Raw genomic sequence first — 17,099 nt, forward strand, 5'->3', positions numbered from 1 at the left:
CGACATGAGCGACGACGCTCTGAAGATGCGGGGCCCGGTGCATGGCACCCCCGACGCCAAGCGGGTAGCGATCGGCTCCGGCGTCGGCGCGGTGATCGAGACCTACGACTTCATCGGGTTCGGCACCGCGGCCGCCCTCTACTTCGGCACCGCGTTCTTCCCCAATTCCAGTCCGGTCGCGGGCACGCTCGCGGCCTTCGCCACGTTGGGCGTCGGGTTCGCCGCCCGCCCGATCGGCGGCATCATCGGCGGCCACCTCGGTGACAAGGTCGGCCGCAAGCCGGTGCTGGTCGCCTCGCTGATCGTGATGGGCCTGGCGACCTTCGCGATCGGCCTGCTGCCCACCTACGCCGCCGTCGGTGTCCTCGCCCCGATCCTGCTGGTGACGGTCCGCATCGTCCAAGGCCTTGCGTTCGGCGCCGAGTGGGGCGGCGCGATCCTGATGAGTTACGAGCACGCACCGTGGAAGCAGAAGGGCCGCTACACCGGCATCGTCCAGGCCGGCTTCCCCGTCGGCCTGCTGCTCGCCAATCTCGTCTTCCTGGTCAGCATCCACCTGGGCGGCGACTGGGCCTGGCGGGTGCCGTTCCTCGCGAGCATCGTGCTCGTCATGGTCGGACTGATCATTCGCGCCAGGGTGCCCGAGTCGCCGGTCTTCGAGGACGTCAAGAGCAAGGGCCAGGTGGTCAGGGCGCCGATCGTCGAGGTCGTCAAGAAGGACTGGCGCAACATCGTGCGCGGCATCGGCCTTCGCATCGCGGAGACCGCAGGCTACGCGGTATCGATCACGTACATGATCAGCTACCTCAAGAACGCGGGTCTGGCCACGAGCACGGAAACCCTGGTGGCACTGTGCATCGCCTCCTTCCTCGGCATCTTCGCGACCATGGCGTGGGCCCGTCTGACCGACAAGATCGGCCGCCGTCCCGTCTACATCGCGGTGTGCGCGTTCGCGATTCCCTTCGGCGTGCTGATGTTCCTTCTCGTCAACACCGGTCTGGCGCTGGTGATCGTCGCCACGTTCGCCGTCTCGTACGGCGTCTGCCAGAACGCGCTGGCCGGGGCGCAGGGCGCCTGGTTCCCCGAGCTGTTCACCGCCAACACCCGGGCTTCCGGTGCGTCACTGGCCTACCAGATCTCGGCCATGGTCTCCGGATTCACGCCGTTCATCACCACCCTGCTGTACGAGGGGTTCGGCTGGGTGGGCCCGGCGCTGTTGTTCTCCGGGTATGCCGCGATCGGTCTGTGGGCCGCGCTGGCGACGAAGGAGACGTGGGGGCCCGCCGAGCGCAGGGCCGCCGCCAAGGCCGCCGACGACTCCCACGCGCTGGCCGCGTGATGCGGGCTCGACGGGTGGTCGACGCTGCGTACCGGATGCGTCACCACGCACTCGACATGGGTGAGGCGCAGGGGCAGGGGTACGTCGGACAGGCCCTGGGCGCCGCCGACATGCTCGCCGCCGTCTACGCCGATCAACTCACCTACCGCGCCGACGACCCGCACTGGGAAGGACGCGACCGGTTCCTGCTGTCGACGGGGCACTACGCCATCGGCCTGTATGCCGCTCTGGCCGAGGCCGGCATCATCGACACCGAGGAATTGGAGAGCTACGGGTCCGACGACTCCCGACTACCGATGTCCGGAATGGCCAGCTACACACCAGGAGTGGAGATCTCCGGCGGTTCACTCGGCCACGGCCTGACCGTCGCGGTCGGTATGGCGCTCGGACTGCGGCACCAGGGCTCCTCGGCCCGCGTGATCAACTTCCTGTCCGACGGTGAGCTCGACGAGGGTTCGACGTGGGAGGCGGCGATGGGCGCCGCCCACCACCGGCTGGGCAATCTGATCGCCATGGTGGACATCAACGCGCTGCAGGCCGACGGGCCCACCGCCGGTGTGCTCCGCACCGAACCCGTCGCCGACAAATGGGCGGCGTGCGGTTGGTACACCCAGCGCGTCGACGGTAACGATGTCGGCGCCCTACTGGACGCGTTCGACCGCATCGCGGCGTCGGAGGCCGACCGTCCGTCGGTCATCCTGTGCGACACCAGGGTCGGGCGCGGCGTACCGCTGCTGGAGAACAGAGACAAGGCGCACTTCATGCGCATCGACGCCGACGAGTGGCAGATCTGCCGCGACCAGCTCACCGAGGGTTTTCAAGGGGTACCCGCATGACATCCGTTGCGCCACAGAAGCTCAAGACCTCGGCGATGATCGCCTCGTTCGCCGACCCTGGCCAGAAGACCGCACCCGCTCCGTTCGGTCATGCACTGGTGCGCGCCGCCCACGAGAACGACCGGATCGTCGGTCTGACGGCGGACCTCGGCAAGTACACCGATATGCACATTTTCGCGAACGCGTTCCCGGAGCGATTCTTCCAGATGGGGATGGCCGAGCAGTTGTTGTTCGGTGCTGCCGCCGGCATGGCGGAGACGGGGCTGGTGCCGTTTGCGTCGACCTATGCGGTCTTCGCCGCGCGGCGCGCCTACGACTTCATCTGTCTGGACATCGCCGAACCGAATCTCAACGTCAACGTCGTCGGCGGACTGCCCGGACTCACCACCGGATACGGGCCGTCGCACCAGGCCACCGAGGACATGGCCATCTTTCGCGGGATGCCGAATCTGACGATTGTCGACCCCTGCGATTCGGTCGACATCGAGCAGGCAGTCCCCCAGCTGGCCGAACATCCCGGCCCGACCTATCTGCGGCTGCTACGCGGCAACGTGCCGACGGTGCTCGACGAGTACGGCTACCACTTCGAATTGGGGAAGGCCAAGGTCCTCCGGGACGGCGCCGACGTGGTGCTGATCTCGTCGGGGCTCATGACGATGCGGGCACTGCAGGCCGCCGAGCGGTTGGCGGACGACAACGTCGACGTCGCGGTGGTGCACACGCCGACGATCAAGCCGTTCGACGCCGAAACGGTTCTCGCGCAGGTCGACACGGACCGTCTGGTGCTCACATGTGAGAACCACACTGTCATCGGCGGTCTGTTCGAGACGGTGGCCTCGGCCGTCGCACGTCGCGGAATCGGCAAGCAGATAACCCCGGTCGCCCTACCCGACGAGTTCCTTGCGGCCGGCGCCCTGCCGACCCTGCACGAGCGCTACGGCCTGTCGACCGCGCAGATCGTCGCCACCGTGCTCGCCCGCCTGTAGCCTTTGATGTCAACAGCCAAATGTTGACAGTCAGGGAGCACCTCATGAGCGTCGATGCGACATCGCTGCTGCGCCTGGAGAAGACCAGCCTGCGTGAGCAGGCGCTGACCGCGCTGCGCCGTGCCATCACAACCGGACAGCTCACGCCCGGCACCCATCTGGTCGAGACCGAATTGTCCGAGGCGCTGCAGATCAGTCGCGGAACGTTGCGCGAGGCGATGCGGCAGCTGCAGCAGGAAGGTCTCATCTCGGCCGGTGCGCGCGGGCGGCTGTCAGTGCGTCACCTCGATGCCAAGGAGATCAGGGACATCTTCGAGGTGCGCGCGGCACTGGAGTCGCTGGCGGCCAGGTTGGTGGCCTCACACACAGACCGGTCCGAGGCCGTCGCGGCGCTGCGGCACGCCGTCGAGGAGATGGGCCGCTGGGCGGCGTCGAACCTCGAGGACCGGATCGAGGCCGATCTGCGGTTCCACCGGACGCTGTGTCACCTGTCGGGCAACGAGACGCTGCTGCACTCGTGGTCGTCGCTGGAGGGCAGCATCCGGATGTCCATCATGTTCGCCGGTGTGGACCGTGCGTTGAAGAACATGGACGCCCGCCGCCACCTCGAGATCGTCGACGCGATCGAAGCCGGTGACGGCGACGCTGCGGCGGCCACCGTGCGCGAACACATGGCCGGTGCGGCTTCGGTCCTCGTCGACGCCTGACGGGTGCACGCATGCGTGCGGTGCGCATCGGGGACGCGCACCGCACCCAGGAGTTCTCAGCTGTCGGACGTCACAGCGCGTTAGTCCGGGTTCGGCGCTCCACCCGCAGACTCTCCAGTTCCTGGCGGGAGTACCGGCTCGGATCGCGATAGAGCACCAACGTTCCGGCGATCCCGACGGCTGCCAACCCCGCGACGTAGAAGGGGTAGGCCATCGGAGTGCCGAGTCGGTCGTTGAGCCAGATGGCGATGTACGGGGCGAACCCGGCCATGATCGTCGCCAGGTTGTACGGCAGCGCTCCCCCGGTCGCTCGCACATGCGCCGGGAACAGCTCGGGCAGCGAGGTCAGCACCGGCGCACCGATGAAGGCGATGGCCAGGGAGAACAGCCCACAGCCCAGCATCGCCGCCCACATGGTGCCGAACTGCGTCGGCAGCCAGAACATCGGGAAGATCGCCACTCCGAGTAGCACATGACCGATGAGGAGGGTGGGTTTGCGGCCGATGCGGTCGGAGATCGGGCCGAAGAGCAGGACGCCGCCTGTCATCAAGGCCAATCCGGTCAGGTTCGCGTTGAGCGCCTGGCCTGCGGTGTAGTCGTTCCTGATCAGGAACGTGACATACAGAGCGGAGTTCGTGTACACGCCCGTGATGTAGGTGATGGTGATGAAGAACAGCGCCAACATCGGCCGGCGGTACTGCGCGAAGGCCTCTCGCAACGGAGACGCCTTCTTCGCCAGCTGCTCGGTTTCCTGCCGCACAGCGATGAAGGCCGGTGATTCCTCGACGCGGCGACGGATGAAGAGCCCCACTGCGCCCAGCGGCAGCGCCACCAGGAACAGGATGCGCCAGCCCCAGGACTCGAACGCGTCCTGCCCGAGCGCCAGCGCCAGTATCGCTCCCAGTCCGACACCCCCGAGCAGGCCGGGGTAGGTCGACGCGGCGAGGTAGGAGATCCAGCGTGCGCGTTTCGTCGAGGGTGAGTGCTCGAAGACGAAGGAGACCGCCGAGGACCATTCACCGCCTGCCGCGGCACCTTGCAACAGCCTCAGTAGCAACAGCAGCAGTGGAGCGGCGATGCCGATCGCGGCATAGCTCGGAAGCACGCCGATACCGAAGGTCGTCACCGACATCGCGACGATGCAGAAGGACATGACGGCCTTGCGGCCGAGGGTGTCGCCGAAGCGGGAGATGACGATACCGCCGATGGGGCGAGCGACGAATGCCAGGCCGAAGACCGCATAGACGCCCAGCAGTGCGGCGACCGGGTCATCGGGCGAGAAGAACTCATGGGCCACGAACGCAGCGACGACCCCGTACGCCGCGAATTCGTACCACTCGACGAAGTTGCCGGCCAGCGCGGCCAGGACGACCTTGCGGCGGGTCTCCCCCGACACCGAGTCCCCGTGCTCTCCATGCTGGTTTCGCCGGTTGTCGACCTTTCCGTCGGCCAGCAGCGGCAACCCGGTCTCCGGACACACTGACGACAGGGGTGGATTCAACGCGTCTGAGGTCATAATGCTTCTTTCATTGAACATGGACCCGGGAGCGGACCCGAAACTGAGGCAGGACAAGAAGCCGCTGGCGGCTCGAGCGGAGAGGGCGTGATTCCCGAGCGATCCGTGGGTGTTCTGTGACAACGCACACTTGTTTACAGTTAAAGAACATCGCGGGTCAATAGCAACAGCCACTTTTAACGTGGCGGTCATATATCGCCGCAGCGGTGGGCAATTCGAGTGCCGGCGCTCGGGGTTGTGCGGCCGGTCGTTGACGTGGCGGCGGTCAGGGTGTTTTCTAAAGCAGAACAGCAGCGGCACCTGCTTGCTGCCTGGACATTGGGGAGCGATGCACACCTCGACCCACAGCGACGTTTCGGCAGATTTCGCCTTGCTGCCGACGATCAAGGCGCTGGCCAGCGGTGAACTGTCGGCCACGGAATGCGTCGAGGCCGCTCTCACGCGAGTCTCCGTCGTCGAGAATGACGTGCATGCATGGGTTGACCTGGACGAGGAAGGTGCCCGCTCACAGGCTCGGTTACTGGACAAGCTGCCGGCCGGACAACGCGGCCCACTGCACGGTCTTCCGATCGGGGTCAAGGACATCGTCGACGTGCGTGGCCTTCCGACGCGCTGTGGCTCAGCCGCCACGTCGGACGGGGCCGCCTCGTCGGACGCGGCCATCGTGCGGGCGCTGCGCGAGGCCGGGGCCGTGATCCTGGGCAAGACCGTCACCACGGAGTTCGCGTACTTCTCCCCGGGTCCCACGGCCAATCCGCGTCATGTCGGGCACACGCCGGGCGGGTCGAGTTCGGGTTCGGCGGCGGCTGTCGCTGCCGGTATGACACCTCTGGCGATCGGTACCCAGACCGCGGCGTCGGTGACACGTCCCGCCGCATACTGCGGAGTTTTCGCGGTCGTGTTGCCCCACGGCCTCATGGGAACCGACGGAATAGCGGGCCTGGCCGAGTCTCTGGATGCTCCGGGCTTTCTGGGCAGCGATGCGCTCGGTCTCGCGGCTGTGCTCGAGGCGATCCTGCCGCCGGCTACCAAAGACCCTTCGCCACAGCCGATCTCGACGGTGCTGGTCTGGCGGCCAGGGGCACCGTTCGGTGTGCACCACGAAATGCTCACCGCGGTCGACCGAATCGCCGAACATGCCAGGCAGCTAGGGCTGGCAGTGGAGGAAATCGACTTCGACGCGCAAGCGGTCGCCCTCGTGGAGGCTCATCGCCGGATCATGGCGTACGAGGCCGCACGTCAGAGCCGAGCCGCCACGATGCCCAGGGGCTCTTTGAGTCCCACCCTGCAGGAATTGCTGGACGACGGTGCGTCGCTGGACCACACGAGCTACGAGCTGGCGACCGAGTGTGTACACACCGCTCGACAGGAGATCGTCCACCGACTCGGCTCGGGGGACGCCGCGATCCTGGCGCCCGCCGCCCAGGGCACAGCGCCAGAGGGACTCTCGGCCACCGGCAACCCGATCATGAGCAGACCGTGGCAGGCACTCGGTCTGGCCACCACCACATTCCCCGCCGACTTCTCCGACGGCCTCCCGCTGGGAGTCCAACTCGTCGGCACCGGCGACGGTCGTGCGCTCCTGCGGCTGGCCGACTCCCTGTGCCGCCCGAGGTGAGCGTCGCGCCCCCACCGCGCGTTCACTTCCAGTGAACGGCCGGTGTGTAGCGATCCGAAAGTGAACGTCGGTCGCCTACACTCGGTTCGTGGCTGACTCGCAGGTCCGCGTTCCGGAACCCGCCCTGACGCCTCCGTGGGGGGCACGTCTGCGCGAGGCGCGGGAAGCGCGGCAGATGTCACTTCGCGAGCTGTCCCGTCGTCTTGATGTGTCCCCCGGGCATCTGTCCCAAGTCGAACGCGACATCGTCGCGCCGTCGATCAGCCTGCTCTACGCGATCACCTCTGAACTCAACGTGTCGCTGGACTCACTGTTCAGCGACAGCGATCGCGCCGATGTCCCGGCGCAGCCGGGGGCGGACCCGAGCGTGCCGCGGACCCCCGGGGAGGGCCGATACGTGGTCAGGTCCGGCGAACGCCAGGTGATCGAGGCGAGCCCGGGGGTGCGCTGGGAGCTGCTCACACCGTCCACCGACACGCCGATCGACTTCCGCGAGATCGTCTACGAAGCCGCACCGCGGTCGTCGAACAACGACGCGTTCATCCGCCATGACGGTTCGGAGTTCGGTCTGATCCTGGAAGGCCGGTTGCACGTCCAGGTCGAGTTCGACACCTACGTCCTCGGTGTCGGCGACTCGATCGCGTTCGATTCCTCACGGCCACACCGATTTTGGAATGAAGGACCAGGGGTGGCCCGGGCCGCCTGGATATCGAACGCCACGCGCTGACGCTACTTTTCCGCGGGGGCCGAACCTGACTCCTCGGGTGCGGTTCCTGCCTTGACAAGTGTTCTGTAATACAGAACACTTGTGTTGTCCTCGACGGAACAGCGGGCGATCGCTCGACTGCATCACACCGGAGTCTCTGTGCCCACAAACCCCGAAAACACCCGTGTCGTCGTCCTCGCCGCGGACTTCTTCGAAGAATCCGAGCTGATCTACCCCGCGCTGCGGCTTCGAGAAGAGGGCTACGAGGTGTCCGTGGCCGGTGTGGGCACCGCACCGGTGCGCGGCAAGTCAGCTCCCCCACGACCTCGGCGCCCGGATGCGTGCGCTGATCGCCTTACTTCCCTGACCCTGTCCTGACCAGCCAACCTCGGAGAAGACGATGAAAAGCCCCATTCCGATCGCGGAGTTCGACAGCAGCGACCAGGACACCTCACTGGCAGTGTCGCTGCCACCGGACACCTACACCTCGGAGGCGTTCTACCGCTTCGAGTTCGAGGCGGTGTGGAACCACGAATGGATCTGCATCGGCCGCGCCACCGACATCACCCGCCCCGGTGACTTCTTCACCGTCACCGTCGGTGACGACCCGCTCATCACGGTGCGTGGTCGCGACGATCAGATCCGGGTGATGGCCAACGTATGTCAGCACCGCGCGATGATCCTCGTCGAAGGGAACGGCAACAAGCGACGGTTCCAGTGCCCCTACCACTCTTGGGTGTACGGGCTGGACGGCAAGCTGCAGTCCGCGCCGGAGCTCAACAACTCGCCCTGCTTCGACAAGTCGACCGTGGCACTGCCCACCGTCCGCTCCGAGATCTGGGAAGGGTTCATCTTCGTCACGTTCGACGACACCATTCCCTCGATCACCCAGCGTCTGTCCGGCGTGTCGGACTACCTACGCAACTGGGACATCGCGTCACTGAAATCGGCTGCTCCCCAGGAGTTCGCCGAATACAGGTTCAACTGGAAACTCTTCGGCGACGAGTGCTATCACTGCCAGTTCCTGCACTCGCACTCCTGGGTGCCGATGTACCCCACCTCCGCCGAGCAGATCAACTTCGACGCGCCGTTCAACGACACCGCCAACGGCATCGTCGGCTACGAGCTGATCAGCGTGGAAGAGGGCGCCTCGCCCACCAAGACCGGGCGGGTGCTGCAGCCCTACCTACCCAACCTCACCCCCGAACAGCGGTCGAAGCTGGCGTACGTCACCATCGCGCCGAACCTGCTCATCATCGCGATGCCCGACAAGGTCAAGTACTTCAACTGGATGCCCGGCAACGCGGACACCTCACGGTTCGCCGCGACCTGGATGTACCCGGAATCCACACTGGCACTGCCGAACTTCGAAGCCGAATGGAAGCAGGAGGTCGCCGACCTCGCCGAGGTCATGCGCGAAGACGAGATGGCATGGAACGGTACGCAACGCGGAATGGCGTCGCGTTTCGCGCCGCGGGGACGTTACGCTCCGCCCGAGGACGTGCTGGTCAACCTCAACCACTGGCTCGTGGAGAAGTACCGCGTCGCCGACCGGCAGCCGTGACCGGGTCCGACGCCGCGGCGCCGGTCCTCTCCGAGGTCGACAGCGACACGTTCACCCTCGAGGTCACGGCCCGTCGTCTGGTGGGTTGCGACATCGTCGTGCTGGAACTAGCTTCCCCGGACGGCACCGCATTGCCACCCTGGCAGCCGGGCGCTCACCTGGAAGTCAATCTTCCCGCCGTCGACGGCGACGTCATGCTGCGCCAGTACTCGTTATGTGGCGACCCGCTGCAAGCGGATGTGTACCGCATCGCGGTGCTCGCACTGGCGGACGGTCGCGGTGGCTCCTCGTACATCCTCGACAACGTCCATCCCGGCACGACGGTGCGGGTCCGCGGTCCCCGCAACCATTTCCCGCTCGAGGACGCCCCGTCGTATGCGTTCGTCGCCGGCGGTATCGGGATCACACCGATCCTGGCGATGGCCCGCGCCACCGCGGCCGCCGGCAAACCGTGGAAGGCTGTGTACCTGGCGCGCGACAGCCAGCGGCTCGCCTTCGGCGACGAACTGATGGCGCTGGGACCCGACGCCACCATGTGGACCGACGAGGAACACGGTCGGTTCGACCTGGCCGGATTCGTCGACGATCTACCGGCCGGCACGCACCTGTACGCGTGTGGGCCGGGGCCGATGCTCGACGCTCTTGAGGCGCTGCACTCGCCGGATTCGACGTGGCAATTGCACCTCGAACGGTTCGCGGCCATCACTGTCGACACTAGCTGCGACGTCCCCTTCGAGGTGGTGGTCAAGAGCAGCGGCACTTCACTCACCGTACCGCCGGATTGCTCGATCCTGTCGGTGTTACGCAAGCACGGCATCCAGATGGAGTACTCCTGCTCCGAAGGCGTGTGCGGAACATGTGAAACCGATGTGCTGGAGGGTATTCCGGACCACCGCGATGCCGTCCTGTCACCGGAGGAACAAGAGGCCAACGAGACGATGATGGTGTGCGTCTCGCGGGCACGGACCCCACGACTGGTCCTGGACATCTAAACCTGTTCTCTAGGAGAGGATTCACTTCCATGTCAGCCCCCACCAAGGTCGTCGTCACCGGCGGATCGGGACGCGTCGGACGGTATGTCGTCGACGAACTCGCCACCGGCTTCGACGTCACCAATGTCGATCTCACCCAGTCCTCGGCAGATGTCGAGTACGCCGAAGGCGATGTGACCGACCTCGACAGCATGCGGCGAGCCCTCAAGGGCGCCGACGCCGTGGTGCATCTCGCCGCGATCGACTTCGACTGGAAAGCCGCACCGGAGCAGTACATCCGGGTCAACACGATGGGTACGTGGAACGTGCTCCAGGCGGCGGCGGAGAACGACCTTCAGAAGGTCGTCCTGTGTTCCAGCGTGTCCGCCTGCGGGCTGTCGGAGATGCGGGCCGACTGGACACCGCAGAGCTTGCAGGTCGACGAGCGCCACGAACTGCGGCCCGTTCAGGCCTACAGCGTGAGCAAGCAGATCATGGAGACGATGGGGCGCAGCATCGCCACCGGTACCGACATGGACGTCCTGTGTCTGCGACCGCTTGCGGTGGTGCTGCCGGAGACGATCGGCGAATACTGCGAGTTCATCGACAATCCGGACACCCATTGGCTGTACTACTACGTGCACGCCCGTGACGTCGCCACCGGATTCCGCCGGGCACTGGAGAGCCGTGGGCTGAAGTTCGGCACGTTCTTCCTCAGCGCCGACGACACGTCCCGCTCAGAGCCCACGCTCGACTGGTATCGCGACCGCATCGGTGAGCTACCCGAGATCCTCAATCCCCGTGTGTTCCAGACCAATCCGCGTACGTCGATCTTCAGTAACCAGCACGCACGCCAGGTCCTCGGCTGGGAGCCCACCACTGAATTCCCCGCCCTGCGCGCGGAATTCGGGCTCTGACCACAGCCCCGTCGGCCCCCCCACCACACCCTCGATCAACAGGAGATCGCCATGACCCAAACAGTGTTGCCCGGTGCCGTCGACTGGACAGGTGACAACCCGTTCGTCTACCTCAAGACCGACCCCGCCGGTGACTGGTCCTCTCTGTCACTGTTCTTCCGCATCACCAGTTCCGTTCACGGCACAGGACACCTCATCCTGGTGGTCACCGATCCCTACGAGGCCGATCTGGCCAAGGCGATCGGGTTGACCGACAACGAGCCCCTGGCCCGGTTCCTCATCGACGACTTCGCCAGCCACTTCGCGCTGTTCCGCCCCACCCAGGCGCTGAAAAATCCCACCCTGCACACCAACGCCGTGTTCACTCAGAGCCTCGGTGACAGCGAGTGGGTGGAGTCGGCCACGGACGACACCGCCCAGACCACGATCGCGATGCGGTGGCAGAACCTCGGGGCACCGTTCGCCGTGCACCAGCCCAAACACGAATCGGGTACCACGCGTCACGAGATGCTCAGCGTCTTCCGCCCGGCTCAATCGGGCACCGTCGAGGTCAACGGCACACCGCTGCCGGGCGCCACGGTCGAGCGTGACTTTTTCGGTCGTCGTGCGCAATCGGCGGCGATGGCGCTGTCCGAGACGTGGATTCAGGCATGACCCAAGACGCCAACTCAGTCGCACTGCAGCACATCGTCGCCACCGATCCCGTGTGGACCGGGATCGCCCGCGCGGCCGATGTGGTCACCGGCGACCGCGTCCTGTTCCACGCCGGGCCGCCGTTCCGAGGCTGGGATACGGTTCCCGTTCCGGTGCGCAATTCGTTGGCGCTGGCGACCGTTTACGAGGGGTGGGCAACCACCCCGGACGATGCGCTGACGGCCCTGGCGAACGGCGACATCGGCTACCGTCCAGCGCAGGATCACGACATGGTGGTACCGCTGTGCGGGGTGATTTCACCGTCGATGGCGCTGCACGTCATCGCCGACTCCCACTCCGGCCGGGTCAAGTACGCCGCCCTCAACGAGGGAATGGCGCACTGCCTGCGCCTCGGCATCGACGACCGGGAGATCCCCGCCTTTCACCGCTGGCTCAACGGGAACTACGCCGATTACCTGGCACGGCGCGTCGGTACCCCGGTGCGACTGCTGCCGTTCGTGGCGCAGTCACATGCCCTCGGCGACGACGGGCATTCCCGCACACTGGCGGCCTCGGGGTTGTTCCGGGATCTCCTGGTCGATCGCGATACCCCGCGAGACATCGCGGAGTTCCTCGCCACCTGCGGTGCGTTCGCCCTCAACCTGTGGATGGGTGCCGCCGCGCTGATATTGGCTGCGCCCGAAGGCATTCAGGGGTGTGACCTGGTCACCCGGGCCGGCGGCAACGGTACCGAATTCGGCATTCAGATCGCCTCTCATCCGGGACGGTGGGTCACCACGGCCGCCACCCCGCCGCAGGGGCCGGTCGAGGCCGACGCGCCCACCACCGAGATCCTGGGCGCGATCGGCGATTCCGCCGTCGTCGACGTGCTCGGCCTGGGCGGGCAATCCCTCGATCACGCCCCCGCGGTCCGGGAAGCACTCGGCGCTCACCTCCCATCCGATGCCCTCGCTCGGCCGGAGAAGTTGCTGCCCGTCACGCTGGAGGCGGCCGGCGGACTGCGCACCGGCCTGTCCGCGCGCGCGGTCGCGGACATCGGCATCGGCCCCATCGTGCTGCTCGGGCTGATCGCAGCCGGTGGGCACGGACGCATCGGCGGCGGGGTCTACCAGCCACCCATCGCGCTGTTCGACGCCGCGCTCGGAACCTAACCGCGGTACTGGTCGACCAGCGCGGCGAATTCGTCGAGCTTCTTCAGCGATTCGTCGAGCGGCATGGTCGGCAACAGCAAGGCCAGCTGACCGAACCCGAGATCGTCGGCGGCACGCCAGTAGTCCGGCTCGGGAGGTGTGCCGAACATCGCCAGCGGGACGTCGTGCCCGGCGCCGTCGCGCAGCTGTGCGACGCGACTGGTGAGCTGCTCAACAGGCAGCGGGTTGGAGATCCACCCGGCATCGTGCCGGATGACGCGTTTGACGGTCGCATCGGAGTTCCCGCCGATGTAGATGGGCGGGTGCGGCTTCTGAACCGGCTTGGGGCGGCTGTAGGACGGTTGGAAATCAACGAATCTGCCGTGATACTCGGCGGGCTCGTCGGTCCACAGCGCTTTGATGGCTTCGATGCGCTCGTCGAGCAGTGCACCGCGGGTCTTGGGATCCGTGCCGTGCTGCCGCAGTTCCTCGAGGTTCCAGCCCGCGCCGACGCCGAACACGAACCGGCCGTTGGAGATCAGGTCGATGCTCGCCGCCTCCTTGGCGGTGATGATGGGATCCCGCTGGATGAGCAGGGCGATACCGGTGAACAGTTCGATGTCCGAGGTCACCGCGGCGGCAGCGGCGAGTGTGACGAACGGATCCAGCGTGCGGTAGTAGACCGGCGGCAGGTCACCGCCCTGCGGATACGGCGACTCCCGGCTGGCGGGGATGTGGGTGTGCTCGGCGACCACCAGGGACGCAAAACCGCGTTCTTCGATCGCACGCGCAAGTGAGACCGGGTCGATGCTGTCGTCGTTGACGAACGTCGAGATCCCGAACTTCATGCATGTCTCCTTCTCGGCTGCCGAGTTCGGCCGCGATTCACTGGTGGTCAACACCGACACCTCTATGAGCATTCCCCGTTCGTGGGCCCGCATGCATCGGAGGGCGGCGGCGCTATTCCGCTATGCGTCCGATCCAGGAGATGAAGTCGGCGGCGTCGGTGTTCGCGCCGTGGCCTTCGTCCCAGTACATGATGTGGTCGACGCCGGCGCCGGTGGCGGCCACCTCGGCGGCCAGGTTCGACGACACGGTGAGCGCGGTGTCAGTGTCCTTGGTGCCGAGGCGGATCCACCAGTGTGGTGCGACCTCGGCGTCGCGGCGACGGAGGTGGTACATCGGGCTCATTGATTTCACCACCTCGGGGATGTCGGAGGCGAGCGGCGTCGGCCCCGTGCTGTTGTCGGCCGCACTGTAGGCCGTCACCGACGACGGCATGTACCCGCCGACCGAGTTGACGAAGACGATCGGCGTCTCACCGGCGTCGACCGGCCGGCCAGCCTCCTACCGGCCTCGGGTACCCGTTTCAGCCGCCGAGACCTGTCAGGAGTGCGCCCCTCCACCGGACGGCATCAACCGAGCCAGCCACTGCACCAGCGCGCGGCAACCCGGCCACGTGTCCGAGTCGGGCAGCGGCAACATCGACAGCGGCTTGTCCAGCGCCTCCTGCAACGAGGCGCGGGCGTCGGCGCGGTCGATGTCGGCGAACGCGACGTCGGGATCGGTGTTGTTCGACTTCGCCACGGCGAGTACCGCATCGATCGATTCCGGGACCAGGAAGGCGTCGGTCACCACCGACAGGTGGTCGATGCTCACCACACCTGTCATCTCCTGCCCGTCGGCGAACCGGACGCCGAGAAGGAGTTCGTCGCCGTCACCGAGGACATGCGTCATCCGCACGGCCCGGTGGACGGTGCTCTGGCCCAGTTCGGCCAGCCACAGCGGCAGGCCGTCGCGACGCTGCCGAGCCGCCTGCCTGCACTGGGCGCGCAGCGCGTCGTCGTCGACCAGCATTTCCCCGAGTCCCGCCAGCAGGGCCGTGGTCTCGGGGACCTGCACGTCGATGAAGGCCCCGACCAGTTCGCCGATGCTGGGCGGTTGCTCCTCGGGATTCTGCAGCGGCTGGGCGGTGGTGCCCAGAACCACCATGCTGAGCAGGCCCAGGAAGTCCAGCGGATGCCCGCCATCGAGTGCGTTGCGCACTTCGCCGATCAGGGGCACTTCTTCGGGGGTCGCCATGGCCGAACCGTACTCGGACGCGCGGGCACCCCCGGGTGTGCGCGTCCGGGATGATCGTCGCGTGGACGTCGCACTGTGGGTGGTCGTGGTGATCGAGTTCGCCGGGCTCGTGACACTGGGCGTCCTGCTGCTGCTCTCCCGACGCACGCTGGCGGCGACGCGCAAGGAACTCTCGCGGCGCAGAGAGGGCGACGAGCCACGCCGGCGTCGCCGCAAGCCGTTGGGCGTCGCGCCGCTGGCCATCAAGACGGTGACGAACACGGTGCAGACCGCCGACGCGATCATCCGCAGGCAGATCGGCGGGACGGTGCGCAGTTCGATCGAAGACCTCGCCGGGTGGGCGCGGGTCGAACGGCCCGACCTCGCCCGCATCACCGCCAACGGACGGGTCGTCCTGGTGTTCTCCGACATCGAGGGATCGACCCAGCGCAACGCCTCGCTCGGTGACCGCGAATGGGTGAAGCTGCTCGAGCGGCACGAGAAGCTGATCCGACGGCACGTCACCGACCACAAGGGCGTCGTCGTCAAGAACCAGGGCGACGGGTTCATGATCGCCTTTCCCGATCCCGCCGGGGCCGTGCGCTGCTGTATTGCGGTGCAACAGGCGCTACTCGAGGACGCTGGCCGCTCGGACGGCATCCGCGTGCGGATGGGCGCGCACGTCGGCACCTCGGTCCGGCGTGGCGAGGACCTGTTCGGCCTCGACGTCGCGATGGCGGCGCGGGTCGCCGATCTTGCCGACGGCGGCGAGATCCTCGTCAGCGACGCCGTGCGGCAGGCGATCGGCGACGCGGATGGCATCGGCTTCGGTGCGCCGCGCGACGTCCAGTTGAAGGGCGTGCCTGACACACAGACGGTGCATGCCGTCGACATCTGCTCTCAGCTGTAGATCGGGTCGCCGGCGACGACGTCGCTGATGGTGATGTCGATGGGCCCCTGGCTGCCGGCGGGGGTGCCGAGGAGGTCACTGACGGTGTGCTCGGTGGTGCGGCGGATCTCGTCGGCAAGGTCGGGCAGTGACGTGCCGTACCTGCCGGTGACATCGATGTGCACGGCGCGCACGGCATCGCCGTCGAGCACGAACTCGATGGCGGTCGGAGCGCAGACGTAGCGCCGGCGCAACACGACCGCCAGCGTGCTGCGCAGCACCTGGTCGCTGACGAACACCCGCCCCTGCCCGGCTCCGGGGAGGCCGACTGGGCCGTGAACCCGCAGCGGCCAGCCACCGGCGGGTGGAGTGGCTCGCACGGCGGCGATGACCCGGTCGGCGCTGGCGTCCCATCCCGGCTCCGGGGCAGCACGCATGAAGTCGGCGACTCGCCGCAGCAGATCGTCGGGCTGACTCATCGCCACCTCTCCAGTCTGTCCTGCAGCGTCTTGGTCGCACGGGAATACTGTCCGCGCGACGCCCCGGCGCTGAGCCCCAGCGCGGCCCCGATTTCGGGGAACGTCATCGACTCGATCTCGTGCAGTACCCACGATGCGCGCTGCCGCGGCGGGAGTTCGGCCAACGCCTCCTCCAAAGCGGCGACGAAACCCGCACCCGACGCCGCGGTGAACGGATCGCAATTGCGGTCGGTGGCCGGTAGCGCTTCGAGCAGCGTGCCATCGATCGGCTGCGCCTGTTTGACGCGGTAGCTATCGACGACCTTGTGCGCGCAGATGGAGAACAGCCAGGTTCGCAGTGACGCAGCACCCCGGAACGAACCCGACCGCCGCCACGCGGCGGTGAACGTCTCCTGTACGACGTCGGCGGCGTCGTTCTCGCCGGCGAGCATCCGGCGTGCGTAGCGGTACAGGCCGGGGCCGTAGCGGTGCACCACCACCTCGAACGCGTCCCGATCGCCGAGTCGGATCGCGGCATTCAAAAAGCCGTCTCCAGCGTCGACCAGGTCGACGCGGGAGCGATTGGTGACCACGACGGCTCCTATCGAACGCAGTCGTGCATCCACGACCGGCCTCAGCGGCATTCCCTGTCGTTGACGAGCCGACCATGATGTGACTCAGATCACACTCGCTCAGCGTGCTCCTCGGTCAACGACGCCCGACTACACCGTTGAACAACCGATCAGA

At 66.8% G+C, this 17,099-nt stretch carries 19 protein-coding genes; 13 read left to right on the forward strand and 6 right to left on the reverse strand.

Annotation, left to right across the window (positions count from 1 at the left end):
* Positions 1–4 precede the first annotated feature (4 nt).
* From I7X18_RS20295 to I7X18_RS20310, 4 genes are read left to right on the forward strand one after another with little or no spacing between them, the layout of a single operon-like run.
* Positions 5–1,339 carry an MFS transporter gene (locus tag I7X18_RS20295; protein WP_193043805.1) on the forward strand — a complete coding sequence of 445 codons (1,335 nt, stop codon included), beginning with the start codon at positions 5–7 and terminating at the stop codon, positions 1,337–1,339.
* Positions 1,339–2,175: a transketolase gene (locus I7X18_RS20300; RefSeq protein ID WP_193044024.1), complete on the forward strand. Its 837-nt coding sequence runs from the start codon at positions 1,339–1,341 to the stop codon at positions 2,173–2,175. The genes I7X18_RS20295 and I7X18_RS20300 overlap by 1 nt, the downstream gene beginning before the upstream one ends.
* Positions 2,172–3,161, forward strand: coding sequence for a transketolase family protein (locus I7X18_RS20305; RefSeq protein WP_193043806.1), 990 nt, complete (start codon positions 2,172–2,174; stop codon positions 3,159–3,161). Before I7X18_RS20300 ends, I7X18_RS20305 begins: the two co-directional genes overlap by 4 nt.
* A gap of 44 nt (positions 3,162–3,205) precedes the next feature.
* Positions 3,206–3,868 carry a GntR family transcriptional regulator gene (locus I7X18_RS20310; RefSeq protein ID WP_193043807.1) on the forward strand — a complete coding sequence of 221 codons (663 nt, stop codon included), beginning with the start codon at positions 3,206–3,208 and terminating at the stop codon, positions 3,866–3,868.
* A gap of 70 nt (positions 3,869–3,938) precedes the next feature.
* Here I7X18_RS20310 and I7X18_RS20315 read toward each other — a convergent pair whose 3' ends face one another.
* On the reverse strand, positions 3,939–5,384 hold the full coding sequence (locus I7X18_RS20315; RefSeq protein WP_193043808.1) for an MFS transporter: 1,446 nt from the start codon (positions 5,382–5,384) through the stop codon (positions 3,939–3,941).
* Positions 5,385–5,712: 328 nt separating this feature from the next.
* Between I7X18_RS20315 and I7X18_RS20320 the strand changes: the two genes are divergently transcribed.
* The 8 genes from I7X18_RS20320 to I7X18_RS20355 all read left to right on the forward strand — a co-directional run bounded on the left by I7X18_RS20320 (position 5,713) and on the right by I7X18_RS20355 (position 12,965).
* Positions 5,713–7,002, forward strand: a complete 1,290-nt coding sequence (locus tag I7X18_RS20320; protein WP_193043809.1) for an amidase — start codon at positions 5,713–5,715, stop codon at positions 7,000–7,002.
* An 88-nt stretch (positions 7,003–7,090) separates the two neighbouring features.
* The gene (locus I7X18_RS20325) at positions 7,091–7,729 is read left to right on the forward strand and encodes a helix-turn-helix domain-containing protein (protein WP_193043810.1); all 639 of its coding nucleotides are present in this window, start codon (positions 7,091–7,093) and stop codon (positions 7,727–7,729) included.
* A 138-nt stretch (positions 7,730–7,867) separates the two neighbouring features.
* Entirely contained in the window at positions 7,868–8,086 is a 219-nt protein-coding gene (locus I7X18_RS20330; RefSeq protein WP_193043811.1) for a DJ-1/PfpI family protein, read from the forward strand.
* Between the two features lie 22 nt (positions 8,087–8,108).
* Positions 8,109–9,272, forward strand: coding sequence for an aromatic ring-hydroxylating oxygenase subunit alpha (locus I7X18_RS20335; protein WP_193043812.1), 1,164 nt, complete (start codon positions 8,109–8,111; stop codon positions 9,270–9,272).
* A complete protein-coding gene (locus I7X18_RS20340; RefSeq protein WP_193043813.1) occupies positions 9,269–10,264 on the forward strand; it encodes a PDR/VanB family oxidoreductase in 996 nt (331 codons plus the stop codon). Before I7X18_RS20335 ends, I7X18_RS20340 begins: the two co-directional genes overlap by 4 nt.
* A 29-nt stretch (positions 10,265–10,293) precedes the next feature.
* Positions 10,294–11,160, forward strand: coding sequence for an NAD-dependent epimerase/dehydratase family protein (locus I7X18_RS20345; RefSeq protein WP_193043814.1), 867 nt, complete (start codon positions 10,294–10,296; stop codon positions 11,158–11,160).
* A gap of 51 nt (positions 11,161–11,211) precedes the next feature.
* Positions 11,212–11,814, forward strand: a complete 603-nt coding sequence (locus I7X18_RS20350; protein ID WP_193043815.1) for an NAD-dependent dehydratase — start codon at positions 11,212–11,214, stop codon at positions 11,812–11,814.
* Complete coding sequence (locus I7X18_RS20355) at positions 11,811–12,965, forward strand: oxamate carbamoyltransferase subunit AllG family protein (RefSeq protein ID WP_193043816.1); 1,155 nt, start codon at positions 11,811–11,813, stop codon at positions 12,963–12,965. The genes I7X18_RS20350 and I7X18_RS20355 overlap by 4 nt, the downstream gene beginning before the upstream one ends.
* Here I7X18_RS20355 and I7X18_RS20360 read toward each other — a convergent pair.
* The 3 genes from I7X18_RS20360 to I7X18_RS20370 all read right to left on the reverse strand — a co-directional run bounded on the left by I7X18_RS20360 (position 12,962) and on the right by I7X18_RS20370 (position 15,026).
* Positions 12,962–13,792, reverse strand: coding sequence for an LLM class F420-dependent oxidoreductase (locus tag I7X18_RS20360; RefSeq protein WP_193043817.1), 831 nt, complete (start codon positions 13,790–13,792; stop codon positions 12,962–12,964). The two genes, I7X18_RS20355 and I7X18_RS20360, sit on opposite strands and share 4 nt — an antisense overlap.
* Before the next feature lie 112 nt (positions 13,793–13,904).
* The gene (locus I7X18_RS20365; protein ID WP_193043818.1) at positions 13,905–14,213 is read right to left on the reverse strand and encodes a hypothetical protein; all 309 of its coding nucleotides are present in this window, start codon (positions 14,211–14,213) and stop codon (positions 13,905–13,907) included.
* A gap of 117 nt (positions 14,214–14,330) precedes the next feature.
* A complete protein-coding gene (locus I7X18_RS20370; RefSeq protein WP_193043819.1) occupies positions 14,331–15,026 on the reverse strand; it encodes a hypothetical protein in 696 nt (231 codons plus the stop codon).
* A 61-nt stretch (positions 15,027–15,087) separates the two neighbouring features.
* On the opposite strand from I7X18_RS20370, the gene I7X18_RS20375 reads away from it, so the two are divergent.
* Positions 15,088–15,915, forward strand: coding sequence for an adenylate/guanylate cyclase domain-containing protein (locus I7X18_RS20375; RefSeq protein ID WP_232375288.1), 828 nt, complete (start codon positions 15,088–15,090; stop codon positions 15,913–15,915).
* On the opposite strand, the gene I7X18_RS20380 is transcribed toward I7X18_RS20375, so the two are convergent.
* Complete coding sequence (locus I7X18_RS20380; protein ID WP_193043821.1) at positions 15,906–16,373, reverse strand: hypothetical protein; 468 nt, start codon at positions 16,371–16,373, stop codon at positions 15,906–15,908. The two genes, I7X18_RS20375 and I7X18_RS20380, sit on opposite strands and share 10 nt — an antisense overlap.
* A complete protein-coding gene (locus tag I7X18_RS20385) occupies positions 16,370–16,945 on the reverse strand; it encodes an RNA polymerase sigma factor (RefSeq protein ID WP_232375289.1) in 576 nt (191 codons plus the stop codon). Before I7X18_RS20385 ends, I7X18_RS20380 begins: the two co-directional genes overlap by 4 nt.
* Positions 16,946–17,099: the final 154 nt, after the last annotated feature.

Origin of the sequence: Mycolicibacterium baixiangningiae (genome assembly GCF_016313185.1) — a bacterium.
Lineage (GTDB): Bacteria > Actinomycetota > Actinomycetes > Mycobacteriales > Mycobacteriaceae > Mycobacterium > Mycobacterium baixiangningiae.

What these genes read in the sequence shown, in the direction of transcription:
- I7X18_RS20345 (WP_193043814.1), top strand. Translation starts at nt 10,294, where the DNA reads ATGTCAGCCCCCACCAAGGTCGTCGTCACCGGCGGATCGGGACGCGTC.
- I7X18_RS20355 (WP_193043816.1), top strand. Translation starts at nt 11,811, where the DNA reads ATGACCCAAGACGCCAACTCAGTCGCACTGCAGCACATCGTCGCCACC.
- I7X18_RS20335 (WP_193043812.1), top strand. Translation starts at nt 8,109, where the DNA reads ATGAAAAGCCCCATTCCGATCGCGGAGTTCGACAGCAGCGACCAGGAC.
- I7X18_RS20350 (WP_193043815.1), top strand. Translation starts at nt 11,212, where the DNA reads ATGACCCAAACAGTGTTGCCCGGTGCCGTCGACTGGACAGGTGACAAC.
- I7X18_RS20295 (WP_193043805.1), top strand. Translation starts at nt 5, where the DNA reads ATGAGCGACGACGCTCTGAAGATGCGGGGCCCGGTGCATGGCACCCCC.
- I7X18_RS20380 (WP_193043821.1), bottom strand. Translation starts at nt 16,373, where the DNA reads ATGAGTCAGCCCGACGATCTGCTGCGGCGAGTCGCCGACTTCATGCGT.
- I7X18_RS20320 (WP_193043809.1), top strand. Translation starts at nt 5,713, where the DNA reads ATGCACACCTCGACCCACAGCGACGTTTCGGCAGATTTCGCCTTGCTG.
- I7X18_RS20300 (WP_193044024.1), top strand. Translation starts at nt 1,339, where the DNA reads ATGCGGGCTCGACGGGTGGTCGACGCTGCGTACCGGATGCGTCACCAC.
- I7X18_RS20370 (WP_193043819.1), bottom strand. Translation starts at nt 15,026, where the DNA reads ATGGCGACCCCCGAAGAAGTGCCCCTGATCGGCGAAGTGCGCAACGCA.
- I7X18_RS20315 (WP_193043808.1), bottom strand. Translation starts at nt 5,384, where the DNA reads ATGACCTCAGACGCGTTGAATCCACCCCTGTCGTCAGTGTGTCCGGAG.
- I7X18_RS20305 (WP_193043806.1), top strand. Translation starts at nt 2,172, where the DNA reads ATGACATCCGTTGCGCCACAGAAGCTCAAGACCTCGGCGATGATCGCC.
- I7X18_RS20360 (WP_193043817.1), bottom strand. Translation starts at nt 13,792, where the DNA reads ATGAAGTTCGGGATCTCGACGTTCGTCAACGACGACAGCATCGACCCG.
- I7X18_RS20310 (WP_193043807.1), top strand. Translation starts at nt 3,206, where the DNA reads ATGAGCGTCGATGCGACATCGCTGCTGCGCCTGGAGAAGACCAGCCTG.